Genomic DNA, 16,319 nt, shown 5'->3' with positions numbered 1-16,319 from the left:
GCTATGGTTGAGCACGTGAGGTTCCTGCGCCGCCGGTCCGATGATGCGGCAGACACCGCCGTCGAGGGCTCCGAAGCCGAGGTCGAGGACGCCACGACGATCAAGGACGCGTTCGGCCGGAGCTACACCCCAGCGAAGGGGCGTCCGACCCCCAAGCGGCGCGACGCGGAGGGCAAGCGCCGCGGTCCCGCCCCGCCGCCGCCGAAGACCCAGCGGGAGGCGCAGAAGCTGGCCCGCAAGAACCGGGCCAGCCGGGCCGAGCGCCGCAAGGAGGCCGCCGAGCGCCGGGGCCGGATGCTCGCCGGCGACGAGCGCGCGCTGCTGCCCCGTGACCGGGGTCCGGTCAAGGCGTACGTGCGCGACATCGTCGACTCGCGCCCGCACCTGGCCGGGTTGTTCATGCCGCTGGCCGGGCTGGTGATCCTGTCCCTGGTGCTGCAGTCCACCCCGGTGATCCAGAGCTACGTGAGCCTGTTCTGCATGGCCATGATGGTGGCCATGGCGCTGGAGGGCGTGCTGCTGGGCCGGCGGGTGACCCAGCTGGCCAGGGCGCGTTTCCCCAAGGAGAACATCAGCCCGCTCGGCCTGGGCTGGTACGCGTTCAGCCGGTCCAGCCAGATCCGCAAGCTGCGGGTGCCGAAGCCGAAGGTCAAGCGCGGCGATCCGGTCCCCTAACCATTACCTCTTGATATAGGCCGGTTCCGGTACGCCATTCGGGCGTAAGGTCCCCGATCATGGAGTTCCGTCGTCTCGGCCGCAGCGGCCTCACGGTCAGTGCCCTTGCCTACGGAAACTGGATCACCCACGGCGGCCAGGTCGAAGAGGAGCAGGCCACGGCCTGCGTGCATGCCGCGCTCGACGTCGGCATCACCACCTTCGACACCGCCGACGTCTACGCCGCCACCCGCGCCGAGCAGGTGCTGGGACGAGCCCTGGCCGGGCAGCGGCGGGAGGGGGTGGAGATCTGCACCAAGGTGTACTTCCCCAGCGGCCCCGGCCGCAACGACAGGGGGCTGGGCCGCAAGCACATCACCGAGTCGATCCACGGCTCGCTGCGCCGGCTGGGCACCGACTACGTGGACCTCTACCAGGCGCACCGGTACGACCACAGCACCCCGCTGGAAGAGACCATGTCCGCGTTCGCCGACCTTGTGCACGCCGGCAAGGTGCTCTACCTGGGCGTCTCGGAGTGGAACCCGGAGCAGATAGCGGCCGGCGCCGAGCTGGCCAGGGAGCTGCGGGTGCCGCTGATCTCGAACCAGCCGCAGTACTCGATGTTATGGCGGGTGATCGAACCGGCGGTGATGCCCGCCTGCGAGCGGGAGGGCATGTCCCAGATCGTCTGGTCCCCGCTCGCGCAGGGCGTGCTGACCGGCAAGTACCGGCCGGGAGCGGCGCCGCCGGCGGGCTCACGGGCCACCGACGAGGCCACCGGCGGCGCTCAGATGATCTCCCGGTGGATGCGCGAGGACGTGCTCACCAGGGTCCAGGGGCTCGAGCCCGTCGCCGCCGAGGCCGGGCTGAGCATGGCCGCGCTGGCGCTGGCCTGGGTGCTGCGCCGGGACAACGTGGCCGCGGCGATCATCGGCGCCAGCCGGCCCGAGCAGATCGCCGACAACGTCACCGCCGCCGGGGTGCGGCTGGACCCGGCTGTGCTGCGCCAGGTGGACGAGGTGCTCGGGAATGTGGTGGAGCGCGACCCGGAGAAGGTCACCGGCTGAGGCGGAACTGTCGGGGGTGGCTGGCAGCCTGTCCGGCATGGAGCGCTTGGTGTTGACGGCGGCCCGGCCGTTCGAGCTGGCGCTGTCGCTGCGCGCGATGGCCGGTTTCGCGCCGTGCGCGGGCGAGCAGCGGGTTTCGGGCGGGGTGGTGCGCAAGGCGTTCGCCCTCGCCGACGGCGGGGCGGTGGTCGCCGAGGTCGCGGCGGCCGAGGGCGGCGTCTCGCTGGCCGTGCACGGCGCGGGCTCGGCGGACGAGCGCGACCAGGTGGCGGTCGCGGTGGCGCGCTGGCTGTCGCTGGACGACGACCCGGCGCCGTTCCTGGCCGCCGCCAGGGACGACCCGCCGATGGCGCCGGTGCTCGCCGAGACCGAGGGGCTGCACCAGGTCAGGTTCGCCGGCCTCGCCGAGGGCGCCAGCTACTTCGTGCTCGCCCAGCGCACCTCGCAGGCCCAGGCGGGCGCCCGCAAGCGCCGGCTGGCCGCCGAGTTCGGCTCCTCGCTGGAGCTGGACGGCGTCCGCTACCAGGCCTTCCCCACGCTCGACCGGCTGGCCGGCCTGTCAGCGGGCGAGCTGGCCCCGTTCGCGGCTAACCAACGGCAGGCCGAGTACCTGGCCGCCGTGCTCGACCGGCTGGCCGGCTGGGCGCCGGACTGGGGCTACCGGGCGCCGACCGCCGAGCTGCTCGCCGAGCTGCGCCGCATCCGGGGCGTCGGCGAGTTCACCGCGACCGGGATCGCGCTGCGGGTGCTCGGCCGGCTGGACGTGGTGCCCGCCGAGCTGCCGGTGTTCACCCGGGCGATCGCCACGCTGTACGGCCCCGGCGTCTCGATGGACGACCTGGTGGCGCGGTACGGCGGCCAGATCGGGCTGTGGGGCTACCACGTGCGGACCGGCCTGGCCTGGCTGGGCTCGGCGGTCAGGCCTGTCCGTGCAGGCTCATCGGCCCGTAGACCTCCCGCTCGTGCGAGTCCGTCGTCTCCAGCAGGGTGACGGCGTGCACCCCGCCGTCCAGGAGCTCCGGCCAGGTGTCGGTGAACCAGGCCTCGGCCTCGACCTGCTCGGGGAACGTCAGGTCCGGGCCCGACGTCTCGGTGCCCTGCGCGTCCAGGTATCGCCAGCGGAATGCCACGGGGGCGCAGGGTAGCGTGCGACCGTGCCAGAACCGAGGGCGACCGGCCGACGAACACTCATCCTGGGCGGTGCCCGGTCCGGCAAGTCGGCGCATGCCGAGGGACTGCTGCGGGCCGACATGCCGGTCCGGTACCTGGCGACCGGGCGGGTCGATCCCGAGGACGCCGAGTGGGCCGCCAGGATCGAGGCGCACCGGGCACGGCGGCCGGCGGGCTGGCGGACGGTGGAGGCTCCGGACCTGGCCGCCGAGCTGCTCCGGGCGGACGACGACGACCCGGTGCTGGTGGACGACCTGGGCACCTGGCTGACCGGGCGGTTCGACGACGCCGGCGGCTGGGACGGTGGGCAGGACGCGCTCGCCTCGGTGGCGGCCGGGGTGGACGAGCTGGTGGACGCGGTCCGCCGGTGCCCGGTCCGGGTGGTGCTGGTGTCGGCGGAGGTCGGGCTCGGGGTGGTCCCGGCGACCCGGTCCGGGCGGCTGTTCCGCGACGAGCTGGGCGCCCTCAACGCGCGCCTGGCCGAGGCGTGCGACGAGGTCGTGCTCCTGGTCGCGGGCATCCCGACGACGCTGCGGCGCCGCGACCCGGACGCCGAGCCCTCGCCCGTACCGACGCCCCCGGCCGGAGACGCGCCCCCGCCCGCGGCCGCCCCCGCCGCCGCGGCCACCTCTGCGGCCGCGGCCGCCGTTGTCGACACGCCCCCGGCGGCGGACACGGACGCTGAGGAGAGCGCTGGCGCGAGCACGACCGTGGAGTTCCCGGCGGTCACCCCGCCCGACGAGGAGGCCCGCCGGCTCGCCGCCGAACGGCACACCCGGCTGACCAAACCGGCCGGTTCGCTCGGGCGGCTGGAGAAGCTCGGCGGGTGGCTGGCCGCCTGCCAGGGCGCGTGTCCGCCCCGGCCGCTGAGCCGGCCCCGGGTGGTGGTGTTCGCCGGCGACCACGGCGTGGCCCGGCACGGCGGCGTGTCCGCGTACCCGCCGGAGGTCACCGGCCAGATGGTGGCGAACTTCCTGGCCGGCGGCGCGGCGGTGAACGTGCTGGCCTCGGTGGCCGGGGCGTCGGTCCGGGTGGTCGACCTCGCCGTGGACATCCCCACCGCCGACGTCCCGGACGCGGTGGCCCGGTACAAAGTACGGCGCTCCAGCGGCCGGATCGACGTCGAGGACGCGCTCACCGACGCCCAGGCGCGCGACGCCGTGGCCGCCGGGCGCGCGATCGCGGACGAGGAGGTCGACCAGGGGGCCGACCTGCTCATCGCCGGCGACATGGGCATCGGCAACACCACCCCGGCGTCCGTGCTGGTCGCCGCGCTGACCGGCGCCGAGCCGGTGGCGGTGGTCGGCAGGGGCACCGGGATCGACGACGCCGGCTGGATGCGCAAGGCCGCCGCCGTCCGCGACGCGCTGCGCCGGGCCCGCCGGGTGGGCCGCGACCCGCTCGCGCTGCTGCGCACCGCCGGCGGCGCCGACCTGGCCGCCCTGGCCGGGTTCCTGGCCCAGGCCGCCGCCCGGCGCACCCCCGTGCTGCTGGACGGGCTGGTGGTCGGCGCGGCCGCGCTGGTCGCCGAGGAGCTGGCCCCCGGCGCCAAGGCCTGGTGGCTGGCCGCTCACCGCTCGGTCGAACCGGCGCACGGCATAGTTCTCGACCACCTGGGCCTGTCCCCCGTCCTGGAGCTGGACATGCGCCTCGGCGAGGGCTCCGGGGCGCTGGCCGCGCTGCCGCTGGTGACGATGGCCGGACGGGTGCTCTCCGACATGGCCACCTTCGCCGACGCCGGGGTCAGCGAGGCGGCGGCCGACGCGACGACCGGATAGGCCGATGCGCGGGCTCCGGCTGGCGCTGAGCTGGCTGACGGTGCTGCCGGTGCGGGCGCCGGACCCGGTGGACCGCCGGGTGGCCGCCGCCGCCATCCGATGGGCTCCGGCGGCCGGGCTGGTGCTCGGGCTCGCGGCGGCCGGCCTGCTCTACGGGCTGGCCGCGCTCGGACTCCCGGGACCGGTCGCGGGCCTCCTGACGATCGCGGCGCTGGCCCTGGGCACCCGGGGCATGCACCTGGACGGCCTGGCCGACACCGCCGACGGCCTGGGCTGCTACGGCCCGCCGGAGCGCGCCTTGGCGGTCATGCGCGACGGCGGCGCCGGGCCGTTCGCGGTGGTCACCCTGGTGGTCCTGGTCGGCCTGCAGGCCGGGTCGCTGGCCGCGCTGGCCGGCCACCCGGACCGCTGGCCCGCTGTGGTCATCGCGGTGGTGGCCGGCCGGTGCGCGTTCGGCTGGTGCTGCCGCCGAGGCGTCCCGGCGGCCCGGCCGGACGGGCTCGGCGCGCTGGTCGCCGGCGGCCAACCATGGCCGGTGCCCGCGCTGGCCGGCCTCGCGCTGGCCGCCGTCGCGGTGCTGGCCGTGCCGACCCGCCCCTGGCAGGGCCCGCTGGCGGTACTGCTCGCGGCGGCCCCGGTCGTCGCGCTGTCCGCGCACACCCGCCGCCGCTTCGGCGGCCTCACCGGCGACGTCCTGGGCGCCGCCGCCGAGCTGGCCGTGACCACCGTGCTCGTGACCACCGCCGTTCAGTAGGCCACGGTGAACCGGCGCTGCACGTGCCGGGGCAGCTCGGCCTCGTCGACCAGGGCGACCGCGAAGTCCTCGTACGAGATGCGGCTCTCGCCGTTCGCGTCCAGCAGGACCTGGTCCCCGCCCAGCCGGAAGCGGCCGGTGCGCTCGCCTGGCTCGATCCGCTGCGCCGGGCTCAGGTACGTCCACAGCCGGTTCGAGGTGCGGTAGGTGTTCAGCGCATCGCGGTGGCCGTGCACGGCGGCCTCGTACTCCGGCGGCAGGCCCAGGCTCACCAGGCCGGCCCGCAGCGCATCCGGGTCGTCAACGCCGGTGACTCCGGGCCGCAGCTCCAGGCTGCCCGCGCCACCGATCACGATCAACCGCAGCACCGGGTACGACTCCATCGCGGTGAGCAGCGACCTCGCGGCGGTGACGTAGACACTCGGGTCGGCGATCGACCGTGCCACCGTGTCGTCGAGGTCGTTGGCCGCGTTGCCCGGCTGGTAGGCGCTCACCAGCACGTCCAGCCCGGCGATGGCGGGGGTCACGCTGGCCGGGTCGAGCACGTCCAGTGCCCGCCAGGTGACCCCGGCGGGGCCGTCCGGCGGAGTCGAGGCCGGGCGGGTGAACCCGGTGACCTGGTGGCCGCGCCGCAGCGCCTCCGCCACCACCCGCTGACCGATGTTGCCGCTCGCCCCGATGACCCCGATCCGCATCACGCAACCTCCGGCTCTGCCCCTTCAGCGTTCATTAATCTAATCGCCAGTCTTAAATCTGAACGCCGTATAGTCAAGTGCACAGCTGTCAGTAACAGCACGCCCGCTAACCTGTCGCCATGGAGATTCGGCTGCCGACCCGACGCGAGCGGTTGCGGGCGCAGACCGTGCGGGAGATCAAGGCGATCGCCCGCACACACATGGCCGCCGAAGGGCCAGCCGCCATCTCCCTGCGGGCGATCGCCCGCGAGATGGGGATGACGCCGGGAGCCGTGTACGGCTACTTCGACACCCGGGACGCGCTGATCACCGAACTGATCACCGAGACGTACAACGAGCTGGCCGACCAGGAGGAGGCCGCCCGCGACGCCGTGCCCGCCGACGACCCGGCCGGCAGGCTGGTGGCCGTCGCGATGGCCTACCGGCGCTGGGCCGTGACCAGCCCGGACGAGTTCCAGCTGCTCTACGGCGATCCGATCCCCGGCTACCAGGCGCCCACCGACGGTCCGCTGCCGGTGGCCGCGCACCGGGCCTGCGCGATGCTCAGCGATCTCGTCGCCGCCGCATGGCCGCGCGCGCGGACCGTCCAGGCCACCGGCGAGCACCGCTGGGAGGACTTCGATCCGGCCCTGGCCCGGCAGGTCCGCCAGGCGCACCCGGAGCTGCCGCCGGACGGGGTGGGCCTGGCCGTACGCGTCTGGGGTCGGATGCACGGACTGGTGGCCCTGGAGGTCTACGGCCACCTGGCGAGCCTGACCACCGACCCGGCGAAGCTCTACCGCGCCGAGATGGCCGACCTGGCCCGGTCGCTCGGCTCGGCGACCGGAGCCAGCGCCTAGGTCAGCCGCTGCATCCAGTGGTGGGTGTCCGGCGCCGAGCCGCGCTGGATGTCGGTGAGCAGCCTGCGCAGCTTGGTGGTCACCGGCCCCGGCTCGCCGTCGCCGATCCGCACCGACCCGCCGGCGTGCTTGACCGCGCCGATCGGGCTGATCACCACGGCGGTGCCGGAGCCGAACACCTCGGTGATCCGGCCGTCCTCGGCGCCCTCCAGCCACTCCTGGGCCGACACCTTGCGCACGGTGACCTCGCAGCCCAGCTCCTTGGCCAGCACCAGCAGCGAGTCCCTGACCACGCCGGACAGGATGCTGCCGGTCAGCTCAGGGGTGACCAGCTCGACCTGGTCGCCCGAGCCGAAGACGAAGAACAGGTTGTTGCTGCCCATCTCCTCCACCCAGCGCCGCTCGCCGGCGTCCAGGTAGGCGACCTGCGCGCAGCCGTTCTCGGCGGCCTGGCGCTGGGGCAGCAGCGAAGCGGCGTAGTTCCCGCCGCACTTGGCCGCGCCGGTGCCGCCCGGCGAGGCGCGGGTGTAGTCGGTGGCCAGCCAGACGTCCACCGGCTTGACGCCGCCGGTGAAGTACGGCCCGGCCGGCGAGGCGATCAGCAGGTAGAGGTACTCGGCGGCCGGCCGCACCCCCAGGCCCACCTCGGTGGCCACCATGAACGGCCGCACGTACAGCGAGTCCTCCCCGCCGGCCGCCGGCACCCACTCGTGGTCCACCGCCATCAGCTCGGACAGCGAGTCGAGGAACAGCTCGTCGGGCAGCCCGGGCATGGCCAGCCGGGCCGCCGACGTGCGGAACCGCGCCGCGTTGACGTCCGCGCGGAAAGACGCCACCGAGCCGTCCGGCTGCCGGTACACCTTGAGGCCCTCGAAGATCTCCTGCCCGTAGTGCAGCACCATCGACGCCGGATCCAGCGACAGCGGCCCGTACGGCACCACCGACGGGTCGTGCCAGCCGCGCTCCTCGGTCCAGCGAATCGTCACCATGTGGTCGGTGAAGTACTTGCCGAACCCGGGGTTGGCCAGTACCTCCTCCCGGCGCGCGGCGGAGGCCGGCGCGGGGTTGAGCGTGCGATGAAATCGAGATGGCGACGCGGTGCTCATGCGTCCACGGTAGCTTGGATTGCAACTCCGATGGTTGGACCTCCCACTTCTTGGGCTACTCGGTGGGCACCGATGGGCACTGTGGTGGACGCGGGAGCAAGCCGACCACGGGGAGCGAGCGCGGGGTGCCGCCGGACGGGCGACGAAATTTCCACGACATGGACCTGTGCGAATCGCCCACTCATCACGGAGAATGCGCTGTCAAGGCAACTTTCGTAGTAGACGGGGGTCGGCGCCGTGCTGGACGAACGTCCCACCCGGGGATTCAGCATCGGCATGGCCGCCCTTGTCGAGGATCTCGCCGCCGACGCCGCCGGCCCCGATGAGCGTGCCGAGCGCGGCTGGGCCGGTTCGGAGTCCGACCTGGCCAGGGCCGCCCGCCTGAAGCAGACCCTGGCGCTGCGGCAGGCCCGCAAGGGACGGCTCGGCCAGGCCTGCGTGACCGTCGAGGGCGTGGTGCGGATCTACCGCAGGCTGGCCCGGCACGAGCCGACCCGCTATCACGGCGAGCTCGCCCTCGCGCTGTCCTGCTGGGGGCTGTGGGCGTCCCGGCGCGGCCAGCGCGAGCAGGCCAGGGCGGCGCTGGCGGACTCGGTGGCGCTCTACCGCGAGCTGCGGGACCGGTGCGGCCGGCTGCGCGTGATGCGCCGGATCCAGCTGGCCGTGGGGCTGGCGGTGGCGCTGAGCAACCTGGGGCTGGCCCACTCCGACCTCGGCGAGCACGAGGCGGCGGTGGAGGCCGCCGAGGAGTCGGTGCTGATCCTGCGCGGGCTGCGCCGGCACAACCCGCTCTACCGGATGCTCGCCCGCAACGACCCGACCGCCTTCGAGCACTGCATGGCCACCTCGGTGAACAACCTGGGCCTGGTGCTCGCCGGCCAGGGCCGGTTCACCGTGGCCTGCCGGCTGGCCGAGGAGACCGCCGAGATCTACCGGCGGCTGGCCGCGATGGCGCCGGTGGTCTACGAGTCCGAGCTGGCCCGCGCGCTGCACAACTTCGGCGTCGCCGCCGCCGAGGTGGGCCGGCTGGACGCCGCGCTCGCCGCCACCCAGGAGGCCGTCTACCTGCACCGGTGCGTGGTCCCGGTGGACCCGGTCGGCCACCGGCAGTACCTGGGCCAGGCGCTGTGCTCGTTCGCCCAGGTGCGGGTGGCCTGCGGCCGTGACCTGCCGGAGGCGCTGGCCGCCGCCGAGGAGGCCGTCGCCCTGCACGAGGAGCTCACCGCCGAGCACCCGCAGGCGTTCAGCGGCGACCTGCACGCGGCCTACCGCACGGTGTGCCAGGTGCGCGCCGCGCTGGGCCGGTCCGGACGGCGGGACGGCAAGGACCCCGGTACCGGGCCCGACGCCTGATCCGGGCTCAGCGCACCCGGGACGGCACGAACGGCGGCTTGGCGACCACGCAGTCCAGCGGCCGCCCGCGCACGTCCACCCGCACCGGGTCGCCGTCGGAGACGCCCGAGGAGGCGTCCAGCAGCGCGAGCGCGATGCCGGTGCGCAGCGTCGGGGAGAACGTCCCGGACGTGACGTGCCCGATCTCGGCGTCGCCAGCCAAGACCGCCATCCCCGGCCGGGGCACCCCCCGCCCGGTCGCGCGCAGCCCGCGCAGCCGCCGCGCCGGCCCGTTCTCCCGCTCGGCCACCAGCACGGACCGCCCCCAGAACTCCGGCTTGCGCCAGCCGACGGCCCACCCACAGCCGGCCTGCACCGGGCTGATCTCCGGGCTCAGGTCCTGGCCGTGCAGCGGGTAACCGGCCTCGGTGCGCAGGGTGTCCCTGGCGCCCAGCCCGCAGGCGCGCCCGCCCAACGGCGTGGCGGCGGCGAGCAGCCGGTCCCAGAGGCCGGGCGCGGCGGCCGCGTCCACCACCAGCTCGTAGCCGTGCTCCCCGGTGTACCCGGTCCGGCACACCCGGACGTCGCCGACGTCCCGGAACGCCATGTAGTCCAGCTCGCTGGGCAGCCCCAGCTCGTCGAGCACCTCCGGTGATCGCGGCCCCTGCACCGCCAGCACGGCCAGCTCGGCGTGCCGGTCGGTCACCCGCACGCCGTCCGGGGCGGCCTCGGTGAGCCGGCCGAGCACGACGGCGGCGTTCGCGGCGTTCGGCATGATCAGCAGCTCGTCGTCGGTGACCCGGTAGACGATGAGGTCGTCGAGCACCCCGCCGTCGTCGGCGCAGCACAGCGTGTACTGCGCCTGGCCGGCCTCGATCCGGTCGAGGTTGTTGGTCAGGCAGCGGTTCACGAAGGCCGCCGCGCCGGGCCCGGAGATCACGGCCGTGCCCAGGTGGCTGACGTCGAACACGCCGACCGCCTCGCGCACCGCCGTGTGCTCGGCCACCACCCCGCCGTCCGGGTAGGAGATGGGCATCGTCCAGCCGCCGAACGGGGCCATGGTCGCGTCCAGCGCGACGTGACGCTCGTGCAACGGGCTGTGCCGGAGATCGCTCACCCCGGGGACGCTACATGTCCTGCCGGGTTTCCGAGGCGGCCGCGCCACCCGGGCCGACCGAGTCACGCCGCGCCCGCCACGACAGCAGCCCGGTGACCAGCGAACCGGCCACCAGCACCGCGACGGTGGCCACCACGTACTTCGGCGGCAGCAGCGCGGCCAGCGCCAGGCACAGCGCCAGCCCGAGCGCCGAGGTCCACGCCGGCCAGGTCCGCGCGGCGGCCGGCAGCCGCAGCGCGGCGAGGTTGACCACCGCGTAGTAGACCAGCGCGCAGCACGCGGACAACGCCACCGCCGCGATCGGCCCGGCGAACACCGCGATCAACACCGCCGCGAGGGCACCGACCAGGTCCGCCCGCCGGGGCTGGCCGGCCGGGCCGATCGCCGCCAGCCAGCCGGGCAGCTCGCGCCGCCGGGCCATCGCCAGCGTCGTGCGGCTCACCCCGATCAGCACGCCGAGCAGCGCGGACACCGTGGCCGCCGCCGCGCCGACCCGAACCACCACGCCCAGCGCCGGGGCCTCCGCGCCACCCACCGCGGCGGCCAGCGGCGCCGACTCCATGCCCAGCCGGTTCACCCCGAGCGCGTGCAGCAGCGCGACGCCCACCGCGAGGTAGACCACCAACGTGATCAGCAACGAGGCCGGGATGGCCCGGCGCAGCGCCCGGGACGGGTCGCGCAGCTCCTCACCGAGGCTGACGGTCCGGGCGAAGCCGGCGAACGCGAAGAACACGAACCCGGCGGCGGTCAGCACGCCGAGCGGGCTCACCGGGTGCGGCAGCGCGCCCAGGTCCACCGCGCGCGGCGCTCCGGCTATCGCGATGCCACCGGCCCCCGTGCCCGCGCCGGACAATCCGTCCGGCGACCAGTCCGGAGGGGCCGACCAGAGCAGCCCGACCACCACCACGACGGCCAGCACCGCGAGCACCCCGGGCACCATCACCCAGGCGCCCCTGGCCGTCCAGCGCATCCCGAGCGCGTTCAGCCCGCCGACCACCACGATCAGCGGGACCGCGGCCCACAGCGGGTGCGAGGGCAGCACGTAGTGGCCGAACACCCCGGCCGCCGCCGCCGCGGACGCCGTCTTGGCGGCGAGGAACGCCACCCCGGCCAGCCGCCCGACCCAGGGCGCCAGCCGCTCCCGGCAGTAGATGTAGCCGCCGCCGGACTCCTGGTGGCGTGCGGCCAGGTCGGCGGTGGAGAACGCGTTGCACGCCGCGACCAGGCCGGCCAGCGCGATCGCCAGCGGCAACCAGGCGCCGGCCCGCGCCGCCGCCGGGGCGAACACGATGAAGACACCGGTGCCCAGCATCGCGGCGAGGCCGAGCATGACAGCGTCGGCCGATCCGAGCCGTCGCGGCAACACATCGGGCACCGCAACAGCGTGACACCGGACGTCGCCCGTTCGGACGCACGAGGGTGTCATTAGCATTTCGAACCGGAGTCGATCCGCCGTTCGCACTCGGCCGGACCGCGTCAACATCCCGCAGTGCACCCCGAGGAGTCCCGTGAGCACCCCCGAGTTCAGCCTGGTCACCGGTTCCGCCGCGACCGCCGACGCCGACGCGTTGATCGTCGGCCTGCGCTCCGGCGAGGACGGACCCTCGCTGGCCGGCGGGGCGGACGACGTGGACGCCGCGTTCGCCGAGTCCGGCGGTGTCGACGGCGGCCTGCTGGAGCTGCTGGCCCTGGCCGGCGCCACCGGCAAGGCCGACGAGGTGGTCAAGCTGCCCAGCAGGGGCGCGGTGGCGGCGCCGCTGGTGGTCGCGGTCGGTCTCGGGGCGGCGCCGAGCGACCGGCAGCGCGGCTCGGCGGCCCCTTCACAGGCCGACGCGGCAACGGCCGAGCAGGTGCGCAGGGCGTCCGGCTCGGCGGCCAGGGCGCTGGCCGGCACCGAGCGGGCGGTCAGCACGCTGTCCCGGCTGGACCTGGCGGCCGCCGCGGAGGGCGCGCTGCTCGGCGCGTACGCGTTCACCGAGTACAAGAGCAACGGCGCCGCCAAGAAGCCGCTGCGCCGGGTCGACCTGCTCGCCCCGGCCGGCGCCGACGCTTCCGACGCCGAGTCGACGCTGGCCCGCGCGGTGGCGGTGGCCGGCGCCGTGCGCACCGCCCGCAACCTGATCAACACCCCGCCCAACGACCTCTACCCGGCCAGCTTCGCCGCCCGCGCCGCCGAGATCGGCGCCGGCGCCGGGCTGGAGGTCGAGGTGCTCGACGAGGCCCAGCTCGCCGAGGCCGGCTACGGCGGCGTGCTGGGCGTGGGCGGCGGCTCGTCCCGGCTGCCCCGGCTGGTCCGGCTGCGCTGGTCCGGCGGCGACTCGCCGAGGGCCACGGTGGCGCTGGTCGGCAAGGGCGTCACGTTCGACACCGGCGGCATCTCCATCAAGCCGGCGGCCAACATGGACCACATGACCTCGGACATGTCCGGCGCGGCCGCCGTGATCGCCACCGTCGCGCTGGCCGCCGAGCTGAAGCTGCCGCTGGCGGTGACCGCGACCGTCCCGATGGTGGAGAACATGCCCTCGGGCACCTCGTACCGCCCCGGCGACGTGCTCACCATGTACGGCGGCAAGACCGTCGAGGTGCTCAACACCGACGCCGAGGGCCGGCTGATCCTGGCCGACGCGATCGTCCGCGCCGCCGAGGACTCCCCCGACTACCTGATCGAGACGTCCACCCTGACCGGCGCGCAGGTGGTCTCGCTGGGCAACCGCACCGCCGGCGTGATGGGCAGCGACGACTTCCGGGACCGGGTGGCCGGGCACGCGCGGGCCACCGGTGAGGGCGGCTGGCCGATGCCGCTGCCCGAGGAGCTGCGCGCCGACCTGGACTCCCGGCTGGCCGACCTGGCCAACGTGACCGGCCACCGGTGGGGCGGCATGCTCTCCGCCGGGCTGTTCCTGCGCGAGTTCGTGGCCGACGGCCTGCCGTGGGCGCACATCGACATCGCCGGCCCGTCCTTCAACACCGGCGGCCCGTGGGGCTACACCCCCAAGGGCGGCACCGGCGTCCCGGTCCGCACCCTGGCCGCCGTGCTCACCGACATTGCCGAGAACGGCTGACTCATGAGGTAGCCAGAGCGCGCACCACCGAGGTGAACCGGTCGGGGTAATAGCGCTCGGGGTCGGTGAGGACCAGGCGGGCGGCCATCTCGGCCAGTGTCACCAGGGTGTGCCCGACGATCTCGGGATCCAGCTCGGGCAGCAGCCCGGCGGCCAGGTGCTGGGCGCGGGCGAGCACCACGGCGCGGGCGGCGTCGCGCGCGGCGTGGAACTCGGCGGGCACGCCGGGGACCTGCATCAGGATGCAGTGCCAACGGTCCGGCGCGGCACGCACCAGCGGCAGGAACCGGTCCAGGAACCGCGCCAGCGCCTCGCCGAGCTCGGGCGGCGGCCGATGGTCCAGGTCGGCGGGCAGGATGTCGAGCACCTGGGCCAGCGCCTGCTCCTGCTCGCGGGCCAGCAGCGCGGCGAGCAGCTCCGCGCGGTTGGCGTACATGCCGTAGACGACGGGCTTGGTGACGCCGGCCCGCTCGGCGACCGCCTCCATGGTGACCGCGCGATGCCCCCGGGTGACCACCAGGCGCAGCGCGGCGTCCAGCAGTTGCGTACGGCGCTGCTCGGCCGAGACCCTGGGCGCGTAGGCCCGGCGCTTGCGGACGGTCGTCACGGTGCTCGTCACCTATCGGGTGGCACTGCTCGACAAAGCTACTCGACCGTAGGATATTACTACGGAACCGTAACAAGGAGCACCCGCGATGCCCGTGCCCATCGTGATCCCCAAGCGCAAGGACATCCGGCCCGCCGAGGACTACGGGTTCTTCGGGCCCGACTCGGTCACCTGGCGGGTGTGGAGCTACCCGACCTCGCTGACCGTCGGGTTCCAGCGGGCGGTCGTCGTCGAGGAGCTGGACCCGGGGCTGGTCGCCTCGGTCACCGACACCCAGGGCATCTACCAGCGCCCGCGCACCCGCTACGACCGCACCCTCCGCTACTTCGCGATGGTCGCCTTCGGCGACAGCCGCTCCACCATGAAGGCGGCCGACGTGCTGGTCAAGGTGCATTCGGTGGGGGTGGGCACCGAGCCGTACAGCGGGCGGCCCTACGACGCCAACGACCCGGCGTCGCAGCTGTGGATCCTGCTCACCGCGTGGCACTCGGTGCTCTACGCCTACGAGCGGTACGGCCCGGGGCGCCTGTCGGCCGAGGACGAGGCCCGCTACTGGGAGGAGTGCGCGGTCGCCGCCGAGCTGCAGACCTGCGACCCCGCCGACGTGCCGCGCACCCGGGAGGGCGTCCGGGCGTACTTCGAGCGGATGCGCCCGCACCTGGTCGGCTCCGAGATCGCCCGCACGGCCATGAACCACCTGCTGCGCGCCGAGGTCATGCTGCCGCCGATGCCGTGGCCGCTGCGCCCGGGCGCCAGGTTCCTGACCATGCTGCTGCGCAAGGCCACGCTGGCCACCATGCCCCGGTGGATGCGGGAGATGGGCGGGCTGCGCCAGTCGCGGCTGACCGACGCGCTGATCCGGCCGATCTCACGGTTCAACTTCGCCCTGATCCACCTGAGCCGGCGCGCCGAGCTGCTGGCGCTCGGGATCATCTCGCCCAGCACGGTGCCGGTCGCCGGCCCGGCGCTGCTCGGGATCCCGCCCGAGCGGCCCGAGACGCTCACCCCGGCGCAGGCCCGGGAACGCTACGGCTACGCCCGGCCCGCCGATGCCCACCCGGAGCTGCGGGCCCGGCAGCGGCAACGCGCGCTGGGCGGGCAGCGCCCGACCGACGAGGGCATCGTCGAGTCCGAGCCGATCCTGGGCACCACCGCCTGAGGGCTTCTAGTGTGAGCCCATGGGGCGCACACACAGCTACGCGACGACCGTGACCTGGACCGGGAACAAGGGCACCGGCACCTCCGGCTACCGCGACTTCAGCCGCGACCACGAGATCAGCGCGGACGGCAAGCCGGTGCTGCTCGGCTCGTCCGATCCCGCGTTCCGGGGCGACCCCAGCCGGTACAACCCGGAGGAGCTGCTGGTCGCCGCGCTGTCCGAGTGCCACATGCTGTGGTTCCTGCACCTCGCCGCCACCTCCGGCGTGGTGGTCACCGAGTACGTGGACCGCGCCGGGGGCACCATGGCGGAGAACGCGGACGGCTCCGGCCAGTTCAGCGAGGTGGTGCTGCGCCCGGAGGTCACGGTCGCCGAGCCGGCCATGGTCGAGGCCACCGGCGAGCTGCACGAGCGGGCGCACAAGATGTGCTTCATCGCCCGCTCGATGAACTTCCCGGTCCGCCACGAGCCGACGACCAGGGCGGTTTAGCCCCGCTCGCGGCGGTCCCGGTCGCGCAGCAGCCGCTGGCGGGCGTCGTAGTCGCGCATCCGCTGCGGGTAGCCGACGATCTGCGCGTCGTAGACCGGGATGCGCAGCGCGCGGCCGAGCTTGCGGGCGCCGGCGGGGCCGCTGATCCGCCGCCGGGTCCACTCGCCGTCCTTGGCGACGAGCACGACTGTCGTTTCGGTCACCATCGTCCGGGGTTCGACGAACGCCTCGACGCCGGTCCGAGCCCGTGCCCATGCGCTGAGGTGGTCGATGTCCGCCGACGTGGCGCCCCGCCGGCCACCGCCGCCACCAGCGTCTCCGCGCAGCCGGCTCCACAGGCTCATCGTCACGCCCCCCGGGTTCTCCCACAGACCGGATGCAGAGCCAACGTTCCGGATGCGCGGTTTTCTCCCGGCACGGCATTGGTGACAAGATGACCGAGGCCCGGAACATCAGCCACGGCGGCTCGACGGGCCGAGACGAGGACAG

General features: G+C 74.6%; 17 protein-coding genes and 1 pseudogene. 11 read left to right on the top strand and 7 right to left on the bottom strand.

Going from position 1 to position 16,319, the window contains the following annotated elements; translation table 11 throughout:
• Positions 1-15 precede the first annotated feature (15 nt).
• The 3 genes from N912_RS0112950 to N912_RS0112940 are packed head-to-tail and all read left to right on the top strand — an operon-like array spanning position 16 to position 2,712.
• The gene (locus N912_RS0112950; RefSeq protein ID WP_028922767.1) at positions 16-675 is read left to right on the top strand and encodes a DUF3043 domain-containing protein; all 660 of its coding nucleotides are present in this window, start codon (positions 16-18) and stop codon (positions 673-675) included.
• A 59-nt stretch (positions 676-734) separates the two neighbouring features.
• Positions 735-1,721, top strand: a complete 987-nt coding sequence (locus tag N912_RS0112945) for an aldo/keto reductase family protein (protein WP_028922766.1) — start codon at positions 735-737, stop codon at positions 1,719-1,721.
• 37 nt (positions 1,722-1,758) lie between these two features.
• Positions 1,759-2,712, top strand: coding sequence for a DNA-3-methyladenine glycosylase family protein (locus N912_RS0112940; protein WP_028922765.1), 954 nt, complete (start codon positions 1,759-1,761; stop codon positions 2,710-2,712).
• Here N912_RS0112940 and N912_RS62010 read toward each other — a convergent pair.
• Positions 2,639-2,851 carry a hypothetical protein gene (locus tag N912_RS62010; RefSeq protein WP_084210842.1) on the bottom strand — a complete coding sequence of 71 codons (213 nt, stop codon included), beginning with the start codon at positions 2,849-2,851 and terminating at the stop codon, positions 2,639-2,641. The two genes, N912_RS0112940 and N912_RS62010, sit on opposite strands and share 74 nt — an antisense overlap.
• 24 nt (positions 2,852-2,875) lie before the next feature.
• On the opposite strand from N912_RS62010, the pseudogene cobU reads away from it, so the two are divergent.
• From cobU to N912_RS0112930, 3 genes and pseudogenes are all read left to right on the top strand, one after another.
• A pseudogene (gene cobU, locus N912_RS65145) lies at positions 2,876-3,418 on the top strand (bifunctional adenosylcobinamide kinase/adenosylcobinamide-phosphate guanylyltransferase); the annotation flags it as partial.
• A gap of 183 nt (positions 3,419-3,601) precedes the next feature.
• Positions 3,602-4,669, top strand: coding sequence for a nicotinate-nucleotide--dimethylbenzimidazole phosphoribosyltransferase (gene cobT, locus N912_RS65140; RefSeq protein WP_211261265.1), 1,068 nt, complete (start codon positions 3,602-3,604; stop codon positions 4,667-4,669).
• Between the two features lie 4 nt (positions 4,670-4,673).
• Complete coding sequence (locus tag N912_RS0112930; protein ID WP_028922763.1) at positions 4,674-5,423, top strand: adenosylcobinamide-GDP ribazoletransferase; 750 nt, start codon at positions 4,674-4,676, stop codon at positions 5,421-5,423.
• On the opposite strand, the gene N912_RS0112925 is transcribed toward N912_RS0112930, so the two are convergent.
• A complete protein-coding gene (locus tag N912_RS0112925) occupies positions 5,417-6,118 on the bottom strand; it encodes an NAD(P)-dependent oxidoreductase (RefSeq protein WP_028922762.1) in 702 nt (233 codons plus the stop codon). The two genes, N912_RS0112930 and N912_RS0112925, sit on opposite strands and share 7 nt — an antisense overlap.
• Before the next feature lie 119 nt (positions 6,119-6,237).
• Between N912_RS0112925 and N912_RS0112920 the strand changes: the two genes are divergently transcribed.
• Positions 6,238-6,957, top strand: a complete 720-nt coding sequence (locus N912_RS0112920) for a TetR/AcrR family transcriptional regulator (protein ID WP_028922761.1) — start codon at positions 6,238-6,240, stop codon at positions 6,955-6,957.
• Here the strand turns inward: N912_RS0112920 and N912_RS0112915 are convergent.
• Positions 6,954-8,063: a branched-chain amino acid aminotransferase gene (locus tag N912_RS0112915; protein WP_028922760.1), complete on the bottom strand. Its 1,110-nt coding sequence runs from the start codon at positions 8,061-8,063 to the stop codon at positions 6,954-6,956. The genes N912_RS0112920 and N912_RS0112915 overlap by 4 nt on opposite strands.
• A 237-nt stretch (positions 8,064-8,300) precedes the next feature.
• Here N912_RS0112915 and N912_RS0112910 point away from each other — a divergent pair, with 237 nt between their 5' ends.
• Positions 8,301-9,416 (top strand): tetratricopeptide repeat protein, encoded by a 1,116-nt coding sequence (locus tag N912_RS0112910; RefSeq protein WP_028922759.1) that lies wholly within the window; start codon positions 8,301-8,303, stop codon positions 9,414-9,416.
• 7 nt (positions 9,417-9,423) lie between these two features.
• On the opposite strand, the gene gcvT is transcribed toward N912_RS0112910, so the two are convergent.
• Both gcvT and N912_RS51510 read right to left on the bottom strand, forming a co-directional pair.
• A complete protein-coding gene (gene gcvT, locus N912_RS0112905) occupies positions 9,424-10,512 on the bottom strand; it encodes a glycine cleavage system aminomethyltransferase GcvT (RefSeq protein ID WP_028922758.1) in 1,089 nt (362 codons plus the stop codon).
• A 10-nt stretch (positions 10,513-10,522) separates the two neighbouring features.
• A complete protein-coding gene (locus N912_RS51510) occupies positions 10,523-11,887 on the bottom strand; it encodes an APC family permease (RefSeq protein ID WP_245645263.1) in 1,365 nt (454 codons plus the stop codon).
• A 133-nt stretch (positions 11,888-12,020) separates the two neighbouring features.
• Between N912_RS51510 and N912_RS0112895 the strand changes: the two genes are divergently transcribed.
• Positions 12,021-13,574 (top strand): leucyl aminopeptidase, encoded by a 1,554-nt coding sequence (locus N912_RS0112895; protein WP_028922757.1) that lies wholly within the window; start codon positions 12,021-12,023, stop codon positions 13,572-13,574.
• A 1-nt stretch (position 13,575) separates the two neighbouring features.
• Here N912_RS0112895 and N912_RS0112890 read toward each other — a convergent pair whose 3' ends face one another.
• The gene (locus tag N912_RS0112890; protein ID WP_037064289.1) at positions 13,576-14,193 is read right to left on the bottom strand and encodes a TetR/AcrR family transcriptional regulator; all 618 of its coding nucleotides are present in this window, start codon (positions 14,191-14,193) and stop codon (positions 13,576-13,578) included.
• A gap of 76 nt (positions 14,194-14,269) precedes the next feature.
• On the opposite strand from N912_RS0112890, the gene N912_RS0112885 reads away from it, so the two are divergent.
• Positions 14,270-15,340: an oxygenase MpaB family protein gene (locus tag N912_RS0112885; RefSeq protein WP_028922755.1), complete on the top strand. Its 1,071-nt coding sequence runs from the start codon at positions 14,270-14,272 to the stop codon at positions 15,338-15,340.
• Positions 15,341-15,359: 19 nt separating this feature from the next.
• Complete coding sequence (locus tag N912_RS0112880; RefSeq protein ID WP_028922754.1) at positions 15,360-15,830, top strand: OsmC family protein; 471 nt, start codon at positions 15,360-15,362, stop codon at positions 15,828-15,830.
• Here N912_RS0112880 and N912_RS0112875 read toward each other — a convergent pair.
• Entirely contained in the window at positions 15,827-16,174 is a 348-nt protein-coding gene (locus N912_RS0112875) for a hypothetical protein (protein WP_028922753.1), read from the bottom strand. The two genes, N912_RS0112880 and N912_RS0112875, sit on opposite strands and share 4 nt — an antisense overlap.
• Positions 16,175-16,319 lie beyond the last annotated feature (145 nt).

The organism is Actinospineispora acaciae DSM 45401, from assembly GCF_000620785.1.
GTDB classification, from domain to species: Bacteria; Actinomycetota; Actinomycetes; order Mycobacteriales; family Pseudonocardiaceae; genus Pseudonocardia; species Pseudonocardia acaciae.
This window is presented reverse-complemented; position numbering and strand designations above follow the sequence as displayed.

Coding starts and splice junctions, on each gene's coding strand:
- N912_RS0112945 (WP_028922766.1), top strand. CDS start 735: ATGGAGTTCCGTCGTCTCGGCCGCAGCGGCCTCACGGTCAGTGCCCTT.
- N912_RS0112940 (WP_028922765.1), top strand. CDS start 1,759: ATGGAGCGCTTGGTGTTGACGGCGGCCCGGCCGTTCGAGCTGGCGCTG.
- N912_RS0112930 (WP_028922763.1), top strand. CDS start 4,674: ATGCGCGGGCTCCGGCTGGCGCTGAGCTGGCTGACGGTGCTGCCGGTG.
- N912_RS0112925 (WP_028922762.1), bottom strand. CDS start 6,118: ATGCGGATCGGGGTCATCGGGGCGAGCGGCAACATCGGTCAGCGGGTG.
- N912_RS0112920 (WP_028922761.1), top strand. CDS start 6,238: ATGGAGATTCGGCTGCCGACCCGACGCGAGCGGTTGCGGGCGCAGACC.
- N912_RS0112915 (WP_028922760.1), bottom strand. CDS start 8,063: ATGAGCACCGCGTCGCCATCTCGATTTCATCGCACGCTCAACCCCGCG.
- N912_RS0112885 (WP_028922755.1), top strand. CDS start 14,270: ATGCCCGTGCCCATCGTGATCCCCAAGCGCAAGGACATCCGGCCCGCC.
- N912_RS0112880 (WP_028922754.1), top strand. CDS start 15,360: ATGGGGCGCACACACAGCTACGCGACGACCGTGACCTGGACCGGGAAC.
- N912_RS0112875 (WP_028922753.1), bottom strand. CDS start 16,174: ATGAGCCTGTGGAGCCGGCTGCGCGGAGACGCTGGTGGCGGCGGTGGC.